The 14,557-nt window shown below is 66.9% G+C and carries 16 protein-coding genes; 9 read left to right on the top strand and 7 right to left on the bottom strand.

Translation table 11 applies throughout. The features are described 5' to 3' along the window. Positions 1 to 156: 156 nt before the first annotated feature. The 5 genes from U5A56_RS20345 to U5A56_RS20325 form a co-directional block, all read right to left on the bottom strand. Complete coding sequence (locus tag U5A56_RS20345) at positions 157 to 660, bottom strand: hypothetical protein (RefSeq protein WP_044844380.1); 504 nt, start codon at positions 658 to 660, stop codon at positions 157 to 159. A gap of 123 nt (positions 661 to 783) precedes the next feature. Next, positions 784 to 1,608 carry an OmpW/AlkL family protein gene (locus U5A56_RS20340; RefSeq protein WP_321924229.1) on the bottom strand — a complete coding sequence of 275 codons (825 nt, stop codon included), beginning with the start codon at positions 1,606 to 1,608 and terminating at the stop codon, positions 784 to 786. A gap of 72 nt (positions 1,609 to 1,680) precedes the next feature. Next, positions 1,681 to 2,934, bottom strand: coding sequence for a DUF2957 domain-containing protein (locus U5A56_RS20335; protein WP_044844382.1), 1,254 nt, complete (start codon positions 2,932 to 2,934; stop codon positions 1,681 to 1,683). 71 nt (positions 2,935 to 3,005) lie between these two features. After that, complete coding sequence (locus U5A56_RS20330) at positions 3,006 to 4,619, bottom strand: DUF2957 domain-containing protein (RefSeq protein ID WP_321821080.1); 1,614 nt, start codon at positions 4,617 to 4,619, stop codon at positions 3,006 to 3,008. 622 nt (positions 4,620 to 5,241) lie between these two features. Next, a complete protein-coding gene (locus tag U5A56_RS20325) occupies positions 5,242 to 5,538 on the bottom strand; it encodes a cupin domain-containing protein (protein WP_321924226.1) in 297 nt (98 codons plus the stop codon). 417 nt (positions 5,539 to 5,955) lie between these two features. Between U5A56_RS20325 and U5A56_RS20320 the strand changes: the two genes are divergently transcribed. From U5A56_RS20320 to U5A56_RS20310, 3 genes are all read left to right on the top strand, one after another. Next, positions 5,956 to 6,900: an ABC transporter ATP-binding protein gene (locus U5A56_RS20320; protein WP_321802239.1), complete on the top strand. Its 945-nt coding sequence runs from the start codon at positions 5,956 to 5,958 to the stop codon at positions 6,898 to 6,900. A 5-nt stretch (positions 6,901 to 6,905) separates the two neighbouring features. Continuing rightward, the gene (locus U5A56_RS20315) at positions 6,906 to 7,676 is read left to right on the top strand and encodes an ABC transporter permease (RefSeq protein ID WP_044844386.1); all 771 of its coding nucleotides are present in this window, start codon (positions 6,906 to 6,908) and stop codon (positions 7,674 to 7,676) included. 145 nt (positions 7,677 to 7,821) lie between these two features. Continuing rightward, positions 7,822 to 8,523, top strand: a complete 702-nt coding sequence (locus U5A56_RS20310) for an MBL fold metallo-hydrolase (RefSeq protein ID WP_321924223.1) — start codon at positions 7,822 to 7,824, stop codon at positions 8,521 to 8,523. Between the two features lie 49 nt (positions 8,524 to 8,572). On the opposite strand, the gene U5A56_RS20305 is transcribed toward U5A56_RS20310, so the two are convergent. After that, entirely contained in the window at positions 8,573 to 8,803 is a 231-nt protein-coding gene (locus U5A56_RS20305) for a hypothetical protein (RefSeq protein WP_044844388.1), read from the bottom strand. A gap of 255 nt (positions 8,804 to 9,058) precedes the next feature. Here U5A56_RS20305 and U5A56_RS20300 point away from each other — a divergent pair, with 255 nt between their 5' ends. Both U5A56_RS20300 and U5A56_RS20295 read left to right on the top strand, forming a co-directional pair. After that, the gene (locus U5A56_RS20300; protein WP_321924221.1) at positions 9,059 to 9,505 is read left to right on the top strand and encodes a YciI family protein; all 447 of its coding nucleotides are present in this window, start codon (positions 9,059 to 9,061) and stop codon (positions 9,503 to 9,505) included. A gap of 240 nt (positions 9,506 to 9,745) precedes the next feature. Next, the gene (locus U5A56_RS20295) at positions 9,746 to 10,177 is read left to right on the top strand and encodes a YciI family protein (RefSeq protein ID WP_044844390.1); all 432 of its coding nucleotides are present in this window, start codon (positions 9,746 to 9,748) and stop codon (positions 10,175 to 10,177) included. A gap of 67 nt (positions 10,178 to 10,244) precedes the next feature. Here U5A56_RS20295 and U5A56_RS20290 read toward each other — a convergent pair whose 3' ends face one another. After that, entirely contained in the window at positions 10,245 to 10,841 is a 597-nt protein-coding gene (locus U5A56_RS20290; RefSeq protein ID WP_124485126.1) for a TetR/AcrR family transcriptional regulator, read from the bottom strand. 180 nt (positions 10,842 to 11,021) lie between these two features. Here U5A56_RS20290 and U5A56_RS20285 point away from each other — a divergent pair, with 180 nt between their 5' ends. The 4 genes from U5A56_RS20285 (at position 11,022) to U5A56_RS20270 (ending at position 14,414) form a co-directional block, all read left to right on the top strand. Then, entirely contained in the window at positions 11,022 to 11,792 is a 771-nt protein-coding gene (locus tag U5A56_RS20285; RefSeq protein ID WP_321924219.1) for an alpha/beta hydrolase, read from the top strand. Positions 11,793 to 11,884: 92 nt separating this feature from the next. Then, positions 11,885 to 12,691, top strand: coding sequence for a DinB family protein (locus tag U5A56_RS20280; RefSeq protein WP_321924218.1), 807 nt, complete (start codon positions 11,885 to 11,887; stop codon positions 12,689 to 12,691). After that, positions 12,688 to 13,419, top strand: a complete 732-nt coding sequence (locus U5A56_RS20275) for an alpha/beta hydrolase (RefSeq protein ID WP_321924216.1) — start codon at positions 12,688 to 12,690, stop codon at positions 13,417 to 13,419. The genes U5A56_RS20280 and U5A56_RS20275 overlap by 4 nt, the downstream gene beginning before the upstream one ends. 146 nt (positions 13,420 to 13,565) lie before the next feature. Further along, entirely contained in the window at positions 13,566 to 14,414 is an 849-nt protein-coding gene (locus U5A56_RS20270) for an alpha/beta hydrolase (protein ID WP_185500329.1), read from the top strand. Positions 14,415 to 14,557: the final 143 nt, after the last annotated feature.

Below are 14,557 nucleotides of genomic sequence, written 5' to 3'. Positions count from 1 at the left end.
CACGGCCGCCCGCCTCGGATCGCAAGGCAGGCGGCCCGCCGGCCGTCGCGCCGCTACGCGCGACGACGCGGATGCATCGCGAAACCGGAACGCCCGCCCGCGCATTCCTGCACGGCCCTCATTCATCGCGGGCGTCCGGCCTCGATCAGGTGCCGCTTACTGCACGTGGAACTTCGGCGACGTGGCAACCGTGCCGCTGACCGTACAGTCCGGCGTCAGCACCGCGTTGTTGAACGTCAGCGACGAGTTCGGATCGCTCCACGTCGTCACGATCTTGCTCGGCCCGCAGGTACCGAGCAGCGTCACGGTCACCTTCGCGTTGTTGATCGTCAGTTGCGTCGTGCTGTCGGCCTGCCCCGTCCACGGTGCCGCGCTGGTCGCACTGCCGCTGATCAGGCCGCACGTCGCGCCGCCCGCGAACGTCGTCGACGTGATGTTGACGATGCCCGTCGAGCTGATCGTGCCGTTGAACGTCGCGTTGCAGCTCGCGTTGATCGCCCCCTTGGCCAGGACCGTGAGGCCCGTCGCGGAGAACGGCTCCCCGTTCGGGTTCATCGCGTGCCCGTCGACGCGCGAAACGGTCACGGCGAAAGCAGGCGCGGCCGAAACCACGGTGAATGCCACTGCAGCAACAAGCGATACGAGTTTGCGAATGCTCATTTGAACTGCCCCCTCTCTCTTCACAAATGGCGGCACGCCGCCAGGAACGCGACACGCCGGCCGGATTCGCCCGGCCGCGCGGTCGCAGGAAGCCGCCGGCGTGCGCGATGCACGCCGGACGGCTCAGAACCTGTAGGAAACACCGACGAACGTGATCAGCGGGTCCGCCTTCAGCCGAGTGCGCGTGGTCGCGAGCGTCGAGCCGTCGGCGGCCTTGATCACGAGCGACGAGTAGGTCTTCAGCGGCATGTAGGTCAGCGTCGCCGTGAGCCCCCAGTGCTTGTCGATCGCATAGCTCGCGCCGACGTTGTAGACCGGCGTGAACGACGACGACGCCTTGCCCTCCACCGACGTCGGCCCCGGCTTGCCGGCGCCGGCCGCGAGCACGCTGCCGAGGTTCTCGTTGATGTCCTTCGCGAAGTTGCCGTTCAGTTCGATGTTGCTGAACCAGCTGTAGGCCACGCCGATCCCGACGAACGGGCGGAACTTCGCGGTCGGTGCATTGAAGTAGTACTGCAGAATGATCGTCGGGCTCCATTGCCGCGCGTTCTTCACGGCCGGCTGGTTCGCCGGCTTGTCCATGTCGACGCTGCCGAGCGAACCGGCCGGACCCGGCGGCCTGATCACGCCGTGACCGGTCAGCGTGAACTCGGGCGGCACGCCGAGCACCGACGTCACCGCGATGTGGTCGGTGAAGAAATGCGTGAGCGTGAGGCCGACCGTATCGGCGTTGTTGACCGTCAGGCTCGTGCCCGGCGACGTGAACGAACCGGGCAGCCGCAGCGGCCCGTTGATCGGCATGCTCGCGAGATTCGTCGTCAGCCCGTTGGTCGAATCCTGCGGCATGATGTGCAGCCAGCCCAGCGTCGCGACGTTGTCGCCCGCCTGCTGGGCCGATGCGAGCGTCGACACGCCTGCGACGACACCCGCGACAATCAGCTTCTTCATCAAGTCTCCCCTCGTTTCGTCCGGGCACCGCGCCGTTGCGCGCGGCACCGCCGTATCTCCATCCATGCGCGGTTACTGCACGAACGCACCGACCGTGAAGTACGGATTGCGCGTATCGGCCATGTCGAGGAACCCGAACACGCCGCCGGTGAACACGAACTTGCCGGTCGCCGGCCCCGACGCCGCGTCCGCGTGCACGGTCGTCACGACGCCCGGCACCTTCTGCGTGTAGTCGAGGTTCAGCGCGCGCGTGAGCGCGGCCTGCGATGCGTTGAACGGATCGAGCAGCGTCGCCTGCGCACCGACGAGCGCGGTCGCGCGATAGTTGAACGCACTGTCGACGCCCGTGTACTCGCCGTTCTGCGAGCCCTGCGCGATCGCCGCCTGCGGGCTCAGGAGCGAGATGCCCGATTCGTCGTCGGCGCTCGGCGGGCCCTGCGTGAGGTCCGCGTTCGCGGCGCCCGTGCGGATGAAAACCGGCACGAGCTGGTTGCGCAGCTTGCCGACGATCAGGATCCCCTTGCCGGCCTTCGCCGGATCGAGCGCGGCGAGCGTCGGCGCAAGCTGCGGCTGGTAGTTCAGCGACTGGAACGCCGGTGCGTCCGCGCGCAGCGTGAATGGCTGGTTCACGGTCGCGCTCGACGCGAGCGGCTGACCGCCGTTCTTCTTGCCGAAGTTGTCGGTCTCGACATAGCTGCCGTCCGCATGGATCGTCACCTGCTGGTCGAGCGCCACCGGCTGGAAATTCTGCGACGGCACCTGGTGGTAGCCGAGCTGGTTGTACGTGCCGGCGATCTTCGACAGATCGGTTTCGAGCGACGAGAAGCTGATGAACGGGTAGTACGGGAATGTCGTCTTCGGAATCCTGCCGACACCGATCACGCCGTCGAACTGGATCGTCGCGCCGGGAATCGCGCCGCCGAGCACACCTTCGCCGAGGAACAGGCGCGCCGGACGGCTCGGATCGAGGCTCGCGTTCTGCATCCGGAACGTGCACTGGTTCAGCTTCACGGTCGGCAGGCCCGTTTCGTCGACCAGCGTGCCGTCGACGACGTTGGCCGGCGCGGTGTCGCGCGTCGGTTGCACGGTGCCGGTGGCGGTCGGCACCGGCGAGGCGAGGTAGGTCATCCGGTACGTCATCTTCGTCGTGTCGAGCTGCACCTTCACGAGTTCGCCCGAGCCGGAGCCGCCGACGAACACCGTGCCGTAGTCGATGGCCTGCGGGCACAGCCGGACCACCGGTGCGGGCGGCGGGTCTCCATCACCGCCGCAGGCAGCCAGCACGGGCGCGAGCGACGCCGCGGCCATCCAATGCTTCACATTCATAGGATTCCTCTTGAATTTCGATTCGCCGGCGGCGACGCGTGCGCCGCCGGTGTTCCGGGTTCAGTCCGCGGTTACTGGACGAACGCGCCGACCGTAAAGAACGGATTGACCTTGCTGTTGTTGACGACCATCGCGTAGACGTTCCCGGCCGTCACGAGCCAGCCCGTGTCGCCCTTGCCGAAGATCGCCACGTTGCCGTTCGCCCCCTTCGCGTCGAAGTCCTGCGAGGCCGTGACCTTGATCTTGCCGGGCGTCGCCTGCGTGTAGTCGAGCGCGAACTGCGATGTGACCGACGACGTCTGCGGATCGATGAACGCTGCGGTGGCGCCCTGGAACAGCGTCGACGTATAGTTCGCGGCCATCGTCGACACGGCGGTGCCGTCGTTGCAGCTGCCGGCCTGCGCCAGGAAGAAAGTGCCGTCGAAGGTGCCGGGCAGATCCGGATGCGGGACGTTGTTGTTGAAGCTCGGCCCCGACGTCGCGATCGCGAACGTCGCGGTGCTGGGTGCCACGACGCCGCACGCGGACGCGCTCGTTGCGCCGATGAACCCGCCTTTCAGCGAATTCGCGCCGACGGCCGTGGTCCGCGACAGCATCGAGATCCCCACCTCGGCATCGGCGACCGACGCCAGCAGGTTGCTCGCGTCGATATGCGTGTAGCCCACGCGAATCACGATCGGCACCAGCACGCCGTTCAGCTTGCCGACGATCATGATGCCCTTCGCCTGACTCGGCGCGACGATGACGATTGCCGAGCCCTGCCCCGCGAACGGATAGATGAGGTTTCCGCCCGCCTTCGCCACCGGGTGGCTCACGAACACGTTGTCGGACGAACCGTCCGTATTCTTGCGCAACGCCCACGGCGTCCCGGTGGTCTGGCACGAGTAGTCGCTGCCCGCCGTGATGGTGCACGAGCCGTCGGCATTGAACGTCTGGTTCCAGTTGACGACATCGGGTTGCCAGCCGACGGCGCCCGTGCTGCTCTGCGCGCTGCCGCCGACCGGCGACAGGTGGATGCCGAGTTCGTTGTAGTTGCCGGCGACCTTCGAGAAGTCGGTTTCGGTGTCGGTGAAGCCGATGAACGGATAGAAATCGAAGGTGCGCGACGGCACGGTGCCGAGCACGACGCCCGGGAACGGCTCGAGACCGGCGAACGCGATCGTCGCGCCCGGAATCCCGCCGCCGACCACCCCGTTGCCGACGAACAGCATCGGCGGGTCCGCGCGATTGATCGTCACCGCATATGCGCCGTCGCTCGTCGCGCCGCTGTCGAGCACGAACGCGCAGCGGTTCTGCTCGGCGGTCGGCAGATTGGCCGGATGGTGAAACGCGCCGCTGATCGTCAGGCCCGCACGCGTGTCGTTGACCTGCCCCGCCGACGTCGGCACCGACGACTCGATGAACTGCATCTGATACGTCAGCTTCGTCGTGTCGAACTTCACCTTCACGTATTCGCCGCTGCCGGCGCCGCCCGTGTAGGTCGTCGTGTAGTCGAGCGAATCCGGACACAGCTTCTTCACGACGGGCGGCGTCGTCTCGGCGCCGCTCGGCCCGCATGCGCTGCCCGAGCACTGCGGCACGTTGATCGGGCCCGGATCGTCGCCGCCGCCGCAACCGGCGACGAACGGCAGCGCCAGCACGGCGCACGACAGGATCGCCTTCCGCCATTCAGGAATGCAAAACATCAACCCCTCCTTTTGAGGTACGACAGGTCTCGTCCGGACGGACTGCGTGGCCCGCCGGTTGGTATCGCGCCGCCGCGACGGCGCGCGGCGCATGACGATGCGCGCAATGCGCGCCGCGTTGCCGGTCGGGCAAAGGTGATCAGGACCGCCGCGGCAGGCAAGCGCTCTCCGGCGGCGCCGTCATGCGGCACGGCACCGTCGGAGCAATCGAAACGGGAAGTGGAGCGTCGCTACAGCGGCAACGCGATGTGATAACGCAGGCACGCGACTCGCGTCGCGCCCGCATCCGGCGAACAGCAGCAAAACGGCCGTCCGGCCGGCCCCTCGGAAAGGCGTCTCATGGTGTGGTCTCCATACGTACGCTTGATTCGTTATCGTGATGCGTCGTTGGTCGAGACTATGATCGGACGATACGCACAAGTAAATGGATGCAGAGTTCCAAACGCGCCGAACCGCGCACGCCTAGTGCGAGCAGGGCGTTTGACAATTTTTCAAACGGCCTTCATTTTATTTGCTCAGACAAATACCGGGGCTGTACAACGCGCGTTCGAACGAGGGCGCCCGACCCGCGCGAGGCCCGGCGTGCGGGCCTCAGGCGGGCCGCCCGCACGAGGGCGCACGCTCACACGTCGATGATCGCAAGCGTGCCGTGGCTGCCCGGCAGCACCGCGTGACGCGTGCCGGCGACCGCGAGATACATCTGTCCGGCCTCGACCACGACCGTCTGCGCGTCGACCTCGAGCATCAGCCTGCCGTCGAGCACCAGCAGGCCCTCGTTGTAATCGTGCACTTCCGCTTCGTACGGCTGCGCGTCCATGCGCAGCACCTTGATCCGGGCCGGGCCGACTTCGCCGACGATCGTGGATTGCCATGCGATGGCCTGGGCCGCCGCGACGGACTTGAAATCGATCAAAGACATGCGCACCGCTCCTGGAACGTGAGAGGAACGCATTATCGCGAGCGCGGCGCACGCCGTCCCGGTACGGCGCGGCGTCGACCGGGCAGCACAGTCGTGCCGGCCGCCAAGCGCTCACGCGAGCGTCATCCGATTGCCCGAAAACCGCGCGCATTGTTCACTCGATTCCAATAAAGCATCGCTTTATTGAGCCGAACGCGCGCATTTCACGCAAATCGCGCACCGGCATCGCATGTCCTTGCCGTCGAAATGCATTTCCATCTTCCGATTGCTAATATGGCGGTCCTGCGATCCCGCACCACAACGCCGTTCGACATGACGCCCGTTCGCCATGCCGCCCCCGCCCCGCCGCTTCGCTGCGGCGGCTCCGGGCACGCGCGGCGCGCAGCGTCGGACCGACCGGCCGTGCCATCCGTGAGCATGCAACCGATCCTTTCCGTCTCCGACCTCTCCAAGACATACGCGTCCGGCTTCCAGGCGCTGAAGCACGTGACCCTCGACATCCGCCCCGGCGAGATCTTCGCGCTGCTGGGCCCGAACGGCGCCGGCAAGACCACGCTGATCGGCTCGATCTGCGGCATCGTCACGCCGACCGAAGGCCGCGTGACGGTCGGCGGTCACGACATCCGCGACCAGTACCGCGCCGCCCGCGAAATGATCGGCCTCGTGCCGCAGGAGCTGACCACCGACGCGTTCGAAACCGTCTGGGCGACGGTATCGTTCAGCCGCGGCCTGTTCGGCAAGGCGCCCGATCCCGCGTACATCGAGAAGACGCTGAAGGCGCTGTCGCTGTGGGACAAGCGCGACAACAAGCTGATGACGCTGTCGGGCGGCATGAAGCGCCGCGTGATGATCGCGAAGGCGCTGTCGCACGAGCCGCGCATCCTGTTCCTCGACGAGCCGACGGCCGGCGTCGACGTCGAGCTGCGCCGCGACATGTGGAAGCTGGTCGACTCGCTGCGCGAAAGCGGCGTGACGATCCTGCTGACCACGCACTACATCGAGGAAGCCGAGGAAATGGCCGACCGGATCGGCATCATCCTCGGCGGCGAGCTCGTGCTCGTCGAAGAGAAGCGCGAGCTGATGCGCAAGCTCGGCAAGAAGCAGCTGACCGTGCAGCTCGAGCATCCGCTCGCGACCGTGCCGGCCGATCTCGCCACGTTCGGGCTCGAACGCGCGGACGACGGCAACGCGCTCGTCTACACCTACGACTCGCAGCGCGACGACGCGAGCATCGCGACGCTGATCAACGCGCTCGGCTCGGCCGGCATCGGCTTTCGCGACCTGCATACGACGCAGAGCTCGCTCGAGGACATTTTCGTCAGCCTGATCGACAACCGCCGCAACGGCGCACAAGGGGCGTAACGCACATGGCGAACATGAATTTACATGGCATCCGCGCGATCTACCGCGCCGAAATGGCCCGCACGCGCCGCACGCTGATGCAGAGCATCATCGCGCCGGTGATCTCGACGTCGCTGTACTTCGTCGTGTTCGGCTCGGCGATCGGCTCGCGCATCAGCGACGTGAACGGCATCGGCTACGGGTCGTTCATCGTGCCGGGCCTCGTGATGCTGTCGCTGCTGTCGCAGAGCATCTCGAACGCGTCGTTCGGCATCTACTTCCCGCGCTTCACGGGCACGATCTACGAGATCCTGTCCGCGCCCGTGTCGTACTGGGAGATCGTGATCGCCTATGTGGGTGCGGCCGCATCGAAGTCGCTGCTGCTCGGGCTGATCATCCTCGCGACGGCCGGCCTGTTCGTGCCGCTGCACATCCTGCATCCGTTCTGGATGGTGCTGTTCCTCGTGCTGACGTCGATCACCTTCAGCCTGTTCGGCTTCGTGATCGGCATCTGGGCCGACAGCTTCGAGAAGCTGCAGCTCGTGCCGCTCCTGATCATCACGCCGCTCACGTTCCTCGGCGGCAGCTTCTATTCGGTGGACATGCTGCCGCCCGCGTGGCGCATCGTCACGCTGTTCAACCCGATCGTCTATCTGATCAGCGGCTTCCGCTGGTCGTTCTACGGGCTGGCCGACGTGCACGTGGGAATCAGCCTCGCGGCGACCTCGCTGTTCCTCGCGATCCTGCTTGCAGTCGTCGCGTGGATGTTCCGCACCGGCTACAAGCTGAAGAACTGACGCGGCTCGGCCGCGGGGGCGCCGCGGTTCGCGGATTCGGGGCCGCGCTGCTAGACTGGATCGGAAGATCGACTGCTGCCGTCTGCCGCACCGCAACCCGCGACGCGCGGACGGCCCGGCTCCCTTCCCTGCGCGAGGATCCCCGATGAGCGCCTCCCGAATCGACGTCGTCCGCGACGGCCTGTTTCGCGCCACGTCCTACGTCGAAACGCTGAACCTGAGCTTCAGCCAGTTCTTCGTACGATCGCCGCACGGCGACGTGCTGTGCGTCGAAACGGGCACCCGTTCCAATTTCACGCAACTGAGCGCGGCACTCAACACCATCGGCATCGCGCCGTCGATGGTCAGCAGCGTGATCGTCCCGCACTTCGAGGCCGACGAAATGGGCGCGCTGCCCGACTTCCTCGCGGCCAACCCGGCGCTCGTCGCGTACGGGCATCCGATGTGTACCTGGGGGCTTGCCGACGTGTTCGGCGTGCATGCGGTTCCGCTGACGGACGGTGAACCGAGGACGCTGTCGGGCATCGACGTCGTGCCGGTCTTCACGAAACACGTGCATCAGTGGGATTCGCTCGTCGTGTATCTGCCGGCGTACAAGGCGCTGCTGTCGTCGGACATCCTGATGCGCTTCGGCAGGGAGGAAACCGACGACCCGCTGCCCGCGATCCTCGACGCGATCACGCGCTCGGACTACCTGCCGTCGCTCGCGCACCTGGCGAGCGCGCTGCGCCGCATCCAGGCGCTCGATCTCGACATCGTCCTGCCGATGCACGGCCCGGCGATCACGCACGACATTGCGCGCGTGATCGCCGGTGTGATCGCGCATTGCGACGCGGCCGCGGCATAGCGCACGCGCTGTCGCGTGCGGCAGCCGGCAGTTCGTCGCCCGTCGCCGGTCAGGCGCCGGTCACGACGAATTCGGCGGACGCCTTGCTCTGGACCGCGGCCATCACCGCGAGTTCGCGCTTGCTGCGCGGTTCGCCGGCCACGACGCCCGTCGCATGCTTGGCCTTCGCGCCGAGCGGAAAGAACACGAACGACGCGCCGGCCGGCGCATCCGGCTCGGCCCGCAGGCGTTTGTTCAGAATCTTCAGGTACTTTTTCTTCGAGACTTCCTTCGTTGCCATGGCGCCCTCCGCATGAACGTAATGCAGACCAGCATACCAGTTTTGACCGGCGGCTCCAGCGCGCCGCGGCGCGATCGACCCGTACCGGAATCAACCGGCTTGCGCGACTCGCCGCGTCATCGGGCATCGAGATTTTTTTCGCGCGATGTCGATTCGCGCGATCGTCGCGCGTCGTAGTGTCGTAACCGATCGATTTGCCGTCCGCATGGCCGGCCGGTCGCGGATCTTCCCTTTCCCGTTCAAGGAGTCACAACGATGCGCGTCATGGTAATCGTCAAGGCAACGGCCATTTCCGAATCGGGCGCAATGCCCGATACCGAACTGCTGGCCGCGATGGGCCAGTACAACGAGGAACTCGTGAAGGCCGGCGTGATGCTGGCCGGCGAAGGGCTGCACCCGAGTTCGCGCGGCAAGCGCGTGCACTTCTCGGGCAAGGGCCGGACCGTCATCGACGGCCCGTTCGCCGAAACCAAGGAACTGATCGCCGGCTACTGGCTGTGGCAGGTCGACTCGATGGAAGAAGCCGTCGAATGGGTCAAGCGCTGTCCGAACCCGATGCCGATCGAATCGGACATCGAGATCCGCCAGGTGTTCTCGCCCGAGGATTTCGGCGCGGAATTCACGCCCGAGCTGCAGGAGCAGGAAGCGCGGCTGCGCGCGCAACTCGGCGACGGCACGAAGGCGCCGCCGGCGGGGAACTGACGGAGCGCACTGACCTGCCCGCCGGGCGGGCCGCCTCGCAGCCGTGCGCGGCGACCCGCCCGGAAAGTCTCGGGTCGATCGCGCCCCGGCACCGCGCCACCCGCCGTTCCAGCCTGCCCTTCGGCGCTTTTTTTTCACCTCCGTTGTCGATTTCCCTGCTTGCCGGCCGTCCTGATGTCGTAAGCCCGTTCGCCTTCCGGCGGACGATCATCCAACCACCCCCCCCAAGGAGATACGACCATGCGCGTCCTGGTAATCGTCAAGGCCACCGCCGATTCCGAATCCGGCCGGATGCCCGACCCTGAAATGTTCGCTGCGATGGGCCGCTTCAACGAGGAGCTGGCGAAGGCCGGCATCCTGCTGATCGCCGACGGCTTGCAGCCGAGCATGCGCGGCAAGCGCGTCCACTTTGCCGGCAAGAACCGCACCGTCATCGACGGCCCGTTCGCCGAAACGAAGGAGCTCGTCGCCGGCTTCTGGCTGTGGCAGGTGAAATCGATGGAAGAAGCGGTCGAATGGGTGAAGCGCTGCCCGAATCCGATGCGCGGCGACTCCGACATCGAAATCCGCCCGCTGTTCGAAGCCGAGGACTTCAGCCCGGCATTCACGGCCGAACTGCAGGCGCTGAAAGCGACATTGAGCGCGCAAGCCGAGGCCGGGAAGCGCACGTAAGCCGTGTGGCGTCTGGCGACTCCACATGACCGCCGGGCGCCTTCGCTACCCGCCGACGCGGCACGGCTCACGCGCGGTTGCGCGGCACCGCGAGCCGCTCGACCGCCCCAGCGGTCACGTCCCTGAACATCCCGGCATTGCCGTACGCCCGCGCGGCAAGCATCGCGCCATAGACCAGCGACACGAACGTCGCGGCCTCGGTCTGCACCGACACGCCCGGCTGCACGACGCCGTCTTTCACCCCGGTGTCGAGCACGCGCACCAGCCACGCCGCAAGGTCGTCGAAATGCGCCTTCACCGCCCGCGCGACTTCGTCGGGCAGCGCCGGCAACTCCGCGCCGAGCATGCCGGCGACGCAGAACGGCGCGCTGTCGTCCGCGATGCAGCGTTCCCAGTAGCCGATGTATGCGCGCATCTGCACCAGCGCGTCGGCACCGCTCGCGTCGAGCAACGCCATGTCGGCATCGAATTTCGCCTGCGACTGCTGCAGCACGGCGACCGCCAGATCCGCCTTCGTCGGAAAGTGGTGGTGAATGCTCGCCTTCCTGATGTCGATCGCGTCGGCGATGTCGGCATAACTGAACCCGCTGTAGCCGCGCCGCATGATCAGTTGCCGCCCGGCTTCGAGTATGCGGCCCGCCGTACTGTCCCCCGATACCGTCATTTTGCCTACCATCTAGTCGGATGAAAAACATGGATAGTTTACCTCCCTGAGATACTCTTTTCCAGCCGTGATTTCTTCTTGCACACCACCCTACCTACTAGTAGGATGACTTCATCGACGGAACAAGACGCCTGTCGATATCCGACGGTTCCTACCCTGTCTTCCTTCTGGAGAATGAAAATGAAGCGCTTTTCCCAAGTCCGCCAGATCGCCGCGGCACTCGCCCTGACCGCCGCCGCACTCGGCTCGCATGCGGCCGTCGCCGCCCCCGTCAAGAACGTCGTGCTGGTTCATGGCTGCTTCGCCGACGGCTCTGGCTGGCAAGCCGTCTCGAACATCCTGACACGTGACGGCTACAAGGTTTCCGTCGTGCAGCAGCCGGAAACGTCGTTCGACGACGACGTGAAGGCAACCCGGCGCGTCGTCGACGCGCAGGACGGCCCGAGCATCCTCGTCGGCCATAGCTACGGCGGCGCGGTGATCACCGAAGCCGGCAACGACGACAAGGTCGCGGGCCTCGTCTACGTCGCAGCATTCCAGCCCGACACCGGCGAAAGCCCGCTCGAACTGACCAGGAAGACGCCGCCCGCGACAAAGGCGATCAAGGCTACCGAAGACGGCCATCTGTATTTCGACGAAGCGTCGTTCCATGCCGACTTCGCGGCCGACGTGCCGGCCGCCGAAGCGAAATTCATGGCGATCTCGCAAGTCACGCCGGCCGCGCAGTCGTTCGGCGTGCCGATCACGCACGCCGCATGGCGGACGAAGCCGAGCTGGGCGGTGGTCGCCACCGCCGACCGCGCGATCAACCCCGAGCTCGAACGCTTCATGACGCAACGCGCCGGCAGCAAGACGATCGAACTCAAGTCGAGCCACGTCGCCTACATCTCGCATCCCGCTGAAGTCGCGAAGCTGATCGAACAGGCAGCCCGGGGCACCGGCAAGGAGTAATGCAGCGCGTTGCCCGAAGCGCTCCGGTTGACGCCGTCGGTCCAGTAACGTATCGTTTTGACACGTTACTGGACCGACAAACGCTTTCCATCATGCATTCCCGTTTCGACCGTTTTCGCGCGACGCCGCTCGGCACGCAACTCGAAGCGCTGATCGCGCGGCCTGAGCGCTATGTCGAATTCGCGGCGCTGTCGCGTGTCGGCGTCGCCGCGATCGGCGCGATCCAGCACGAAATCGCGCACAAATTCCCCGAAATCGAAGCCGATACGACGGCCCGGCAGTTCTGCGGCGCGATGGTCGCCGACGTGATGCGCCGCCACGGGCATGACGTCGTGCAGGCGCGCGGCCGGATCGGCGGCGCGCTGTTCAGCTACGGCGCGGTATTCAGCGCATTTCCACGGGGGCTGCCGTTCGCCGACGTCGTCGCCGAACTGGCCGCGATGCCCGCGCGGATCGCCGCGTATGCCGCGCACTTTCCCGCCGTGCTCGTCACACGCCGCCCGGCCGGCACGGGCTTCTCGCTCGTCGAGCACGCATGCCACCTGCGCGACCTCGACGCGGTGTTCGCCGAACGCATCGACGCCGTGCGCGCGCACGAGTTGCCGGTGATCGCATCCGTCGACGGGACGGCACTCGCCGCGCAGCGCGACTACCTAGCGCAGCCGCTCGACGACGCGCTTGCCACGTTCCACGCCGGGCGCGCCGCGCTGTGCGCGACGGCCGCCGCGCTGCAGCCACCGGAACTCGCGCGCTGCGGGTTGCGCGACGGCATCCGCCGGATGTCGCTCGACGAACTCGTACGCGAGCTGCTCGACCACGATCGCACCCACGTGCTCGAACTCGACGAACTGCTCGCCGAACTCGAATTGCCGCCCCTTCCGTCGTCGGCCGCCCAATGAGCCTGCCCACCCCGCCCGTCGTCTTCGTCCACGGTTTCATCGGCACGTTCGACGTGCCCGCATGGCCCGGCCCGCATCTCGCCCCCGACCTGCTCGGCTACGGCGTCCATCGCGACACGCCGGTCGACGCGATCACGCTCGCCGCGCAGGTCGAGCATCTGCGGCAGGCTGTCGACCCGCACTACGGCGCGCAGCCGATCGATCTCGTCGGTCACTCGGTCGGCGGCGCGATCGCGATGCTGTTCGCCCATGCCCATCCGGCGCGCGTGCGCCGGATCGTCAACGTCGAAGGCAACTTCACGCTCGACGACGCATTCTGGTCGGCGTCGGTCGGCCGCATGTCGCCCGCGCAAGCCGACGCGATGCTCGACGGCCTGCGCAACGATCCATCCGGCTGGCTGCGCGGCGCGATCGACGAACCGTCGCCGCGCCAGCTCGACGACGCGCGCCGCTGGCTCGCGCATCAGCCGGGGTCGACGCTGCGCGCGATGGGACGCTCGGTCGTCGCGACGACGGGCGAACCCGGCTATCTGCAGCTGCTGGCCGAAGTTTTCGAGCGCCATCCGGTGTGGCTCGTCGCCGGCGATCGCTCGCGCGCGGGCTGGCATGTGCCGGACTGGGCGCTCGCGCGCTGCGCCGGCTTCGAGACGATCGCCGGCTGCGGGCACCTGATACCGGCCGAGCGGCCCGCCGCGTTCCGGGAGGCGCTGGCGCGCTGCCTCGGCTGACGCGCGAGGCCGCCGGACTGCGCGCCGGCCACCTGACAACTCGTAGGATTCGCCGAAATTTGGCTGAAAGGCACGGTTGCTAGAGTCGCCAAACAGGGTTTTCCCGATGCCCGACTGCCGAACGGAAACGACACATGCGAGGCTCCATGAACCTGATACGCACGTTCTGGCTACTGCTGCTGCTCGCCGTCGCGGGTCCGGCCCTCGCCTTTCAGACGCGGGTCGTCGCGATCCCGAGCGCGGCGATGAACGAGACACTGAAGGCGACCGTCGTGCTGCCGGACGACTATGCGCGCCTGCGCCATGGGCCTGAACGCGCCGTCGAGCGCTTTCCGGTCGTCTACCTGCTGCACGGCTCCGGCGGCGACCACACCGACTGGACCGCGAACACGCGGATCGCCGCGCTGGCCGATCGCCATCACGTGATCCTGGTGATGCCCGACGGCGGACACGAAAGCTGGTACATCGACAGCCCGTTCGACTCGGGCAGCCGCTACGAAACCTTCGTCGGCGACGAAGTCGTGTCGTATGTCGACATGCACTTCAGAACCATCGCGACCAAGGGCGCACGTGCGATCACCGGGCTCAGCATGGGCGGCTTCGGCGCGCTGCGCATCGCGCTCGACCGGCCCGACACGTTCGGCGCGGTCGGCAGCATCAGCGGCGCGGTCGATCCGCGCTGCTGCGAGGACGAGCCCGGCATCGACCACGTGTTCGGCGATCCCGTCCGCCATCCGTCGTTCTGGAACCGCAACGCGATCGTCGAAAGCGCGCGCGCGTTCGTCCGTGCGCATCTCGACCTGACGATCGACTGCGGTCGCGACGACTCGTTCGTCAGCTCGAACCGCACGCTGCATCAACGACTCGTCGCACTCGGCGTGCCGCACGACTATGCGGAGCGTCCGGGCGGTCACACGTGGGACTACTGGGCGCACGCGATCCGCTACCAGATGCAGTTCTTCGCGACGTCGTTCCAGCACGGCGGCTACGCGTAGGATCCGCCCACCCGCGTCGCGCGCCATCTGGCCGGCGTGACACGGGCAGCCTGACGCGCATCGCGCTGCCGCGCCCGTGGGTCGTCGCAGCGCGCGACGGACCCGATGGTAGGATGCGCAGGCATCGACCACCCGACTTCCTC

It is taken from the genome of Burkholderia sp. BCC1998, from assembly GCF_905339875.1.
GTDB lineage: Bacteria > Pseudomonadota > Gammaproteobacteria > Burkholderiales > Burkholderiaceae > Burkholderia.
The sequence above is the reverse complement of the archived record's forward strand: the minus strand, read 5'-3'. Positions and strand labels throughout refer to the sequence as shown.

Excerpts from the sequence above, each read along its gene's own strand:
- U5A56_RS20345 (WP_044844380.1), bottom strand. The coding sequence starts at position 660 with ATGAGCATTCGCAAACTCGTATCGCTTGTTGCTGCAGTGGCATTCACC.
- U5A56_RS20340 (WP_321924229.1), bottom strand. The coding sequence starts at position 1,608 with ATGAAGAAGCTGATTGTCGCGGGTGTCGTCGCAGGCGTGTCGACGCTC.
- U5A56_RS20335 (WP_044844382.1), bottom strand. The coding sequence starts at position 2,934 with ATGAATGTGAAGCATTGGATGGCCGCGGCGTCGCTCGCGCCCGTGCTG.
- U5A56_RS20330 (WP_321821080.1), bottom strand. The coding sequence starts at position 4,619 with ATGTTTTGCATTCCTGAATGGCGGAAGGCGATCCTGTCGTGCGCCGTG.
- U5A56_RS20325 (WP_321924226.1), bottom strand. The coding sequence starts at position 5,538 with ATGTCTTTGATCGATTTCAAGTCCGTCGCGGCGGCCCAGGCCATCGCA.
- U5A56_RS20320 (WP_321802239.1), top strand. The coding sequence starts at position 5,956 with ATGCAACCGATCCTTTCCGTCTCCGACCTCTCCAAGACATACGCGTCC.
- U5A56_RS20315 (WP_044844386.1), top strand. The coding sequence starts at position 6,906 with ATGGCGAACATGAATTTACATGGCATCCGCGCGATCTACCGCGCCGAA.
- U5A56_RS20310 (WP_321924223.1), top strand. The coding sequence starts at position 7,822 with ATGAGCGCCTCCCGAATCGACGTCGTCCGCGACGGCCTGTTTCGCGCC.
- U5A56_RS20305 (WP_044844388.1), bottom strand. The coding sequence starts at position 8,803 with ATGGCAACGAAGGAAGTCTCGAAGAAAAAGTACCTGAAGATTCTGAAC.
- U5A56_RS20300 (WP_321924221.1), top strand. The coding sequence starts at position 9,059 with ATGCGCGTCATGGTAATCGTCAAGGCAACGGCCATTTCCGAATCGGGC.
- U5A56_RS20295 (WP_044844390.1), top strand. The coding sequence starts at position 9,746 with ATGCGCGTCCTGGTAATCGTCAAGGCCACCGCCGATTCCGAATCCGGC.
- U5A56_RS20290 (WP_124485126.1), bottom strand. The coding sequence starts at position 10,841 with ATGACGGTATCGGGGGACAGTACGGCGGGCCGCATACTCGAAGCCGGG.
- U5A56_RS20285 (WP_321924219.1), top strand. The coding sequence starts at position 11,022 with ATGAAGCGCTTTTCCCAAGTCCGCCAGATCGCCGCGGCACTCGCCCTG.
- U5A56_RS20280 (WP_321924218.1), top strand. The coding sequence starts at position 11,885 with ATGCATTCCCGTTTCGACCGTTTTCGCGCGACGCCGCTCGGCACGCAA.
- U5A56_RS20275 (WP_321924216.1), top strand. The coding sequence starts at position 12,688 with ATGAGCCTGCCCACCCCGCCCGTCGTCTTCGTCCACGGTTTCATCGGC.
- U5A56_RS20270 (WP_185500329.1), top strand. The coding sequence starts at position 13,566 with ATGAACCTGATACGCACGTTCTGGCTACTGCTGCTGCTCGCCGTCGCG.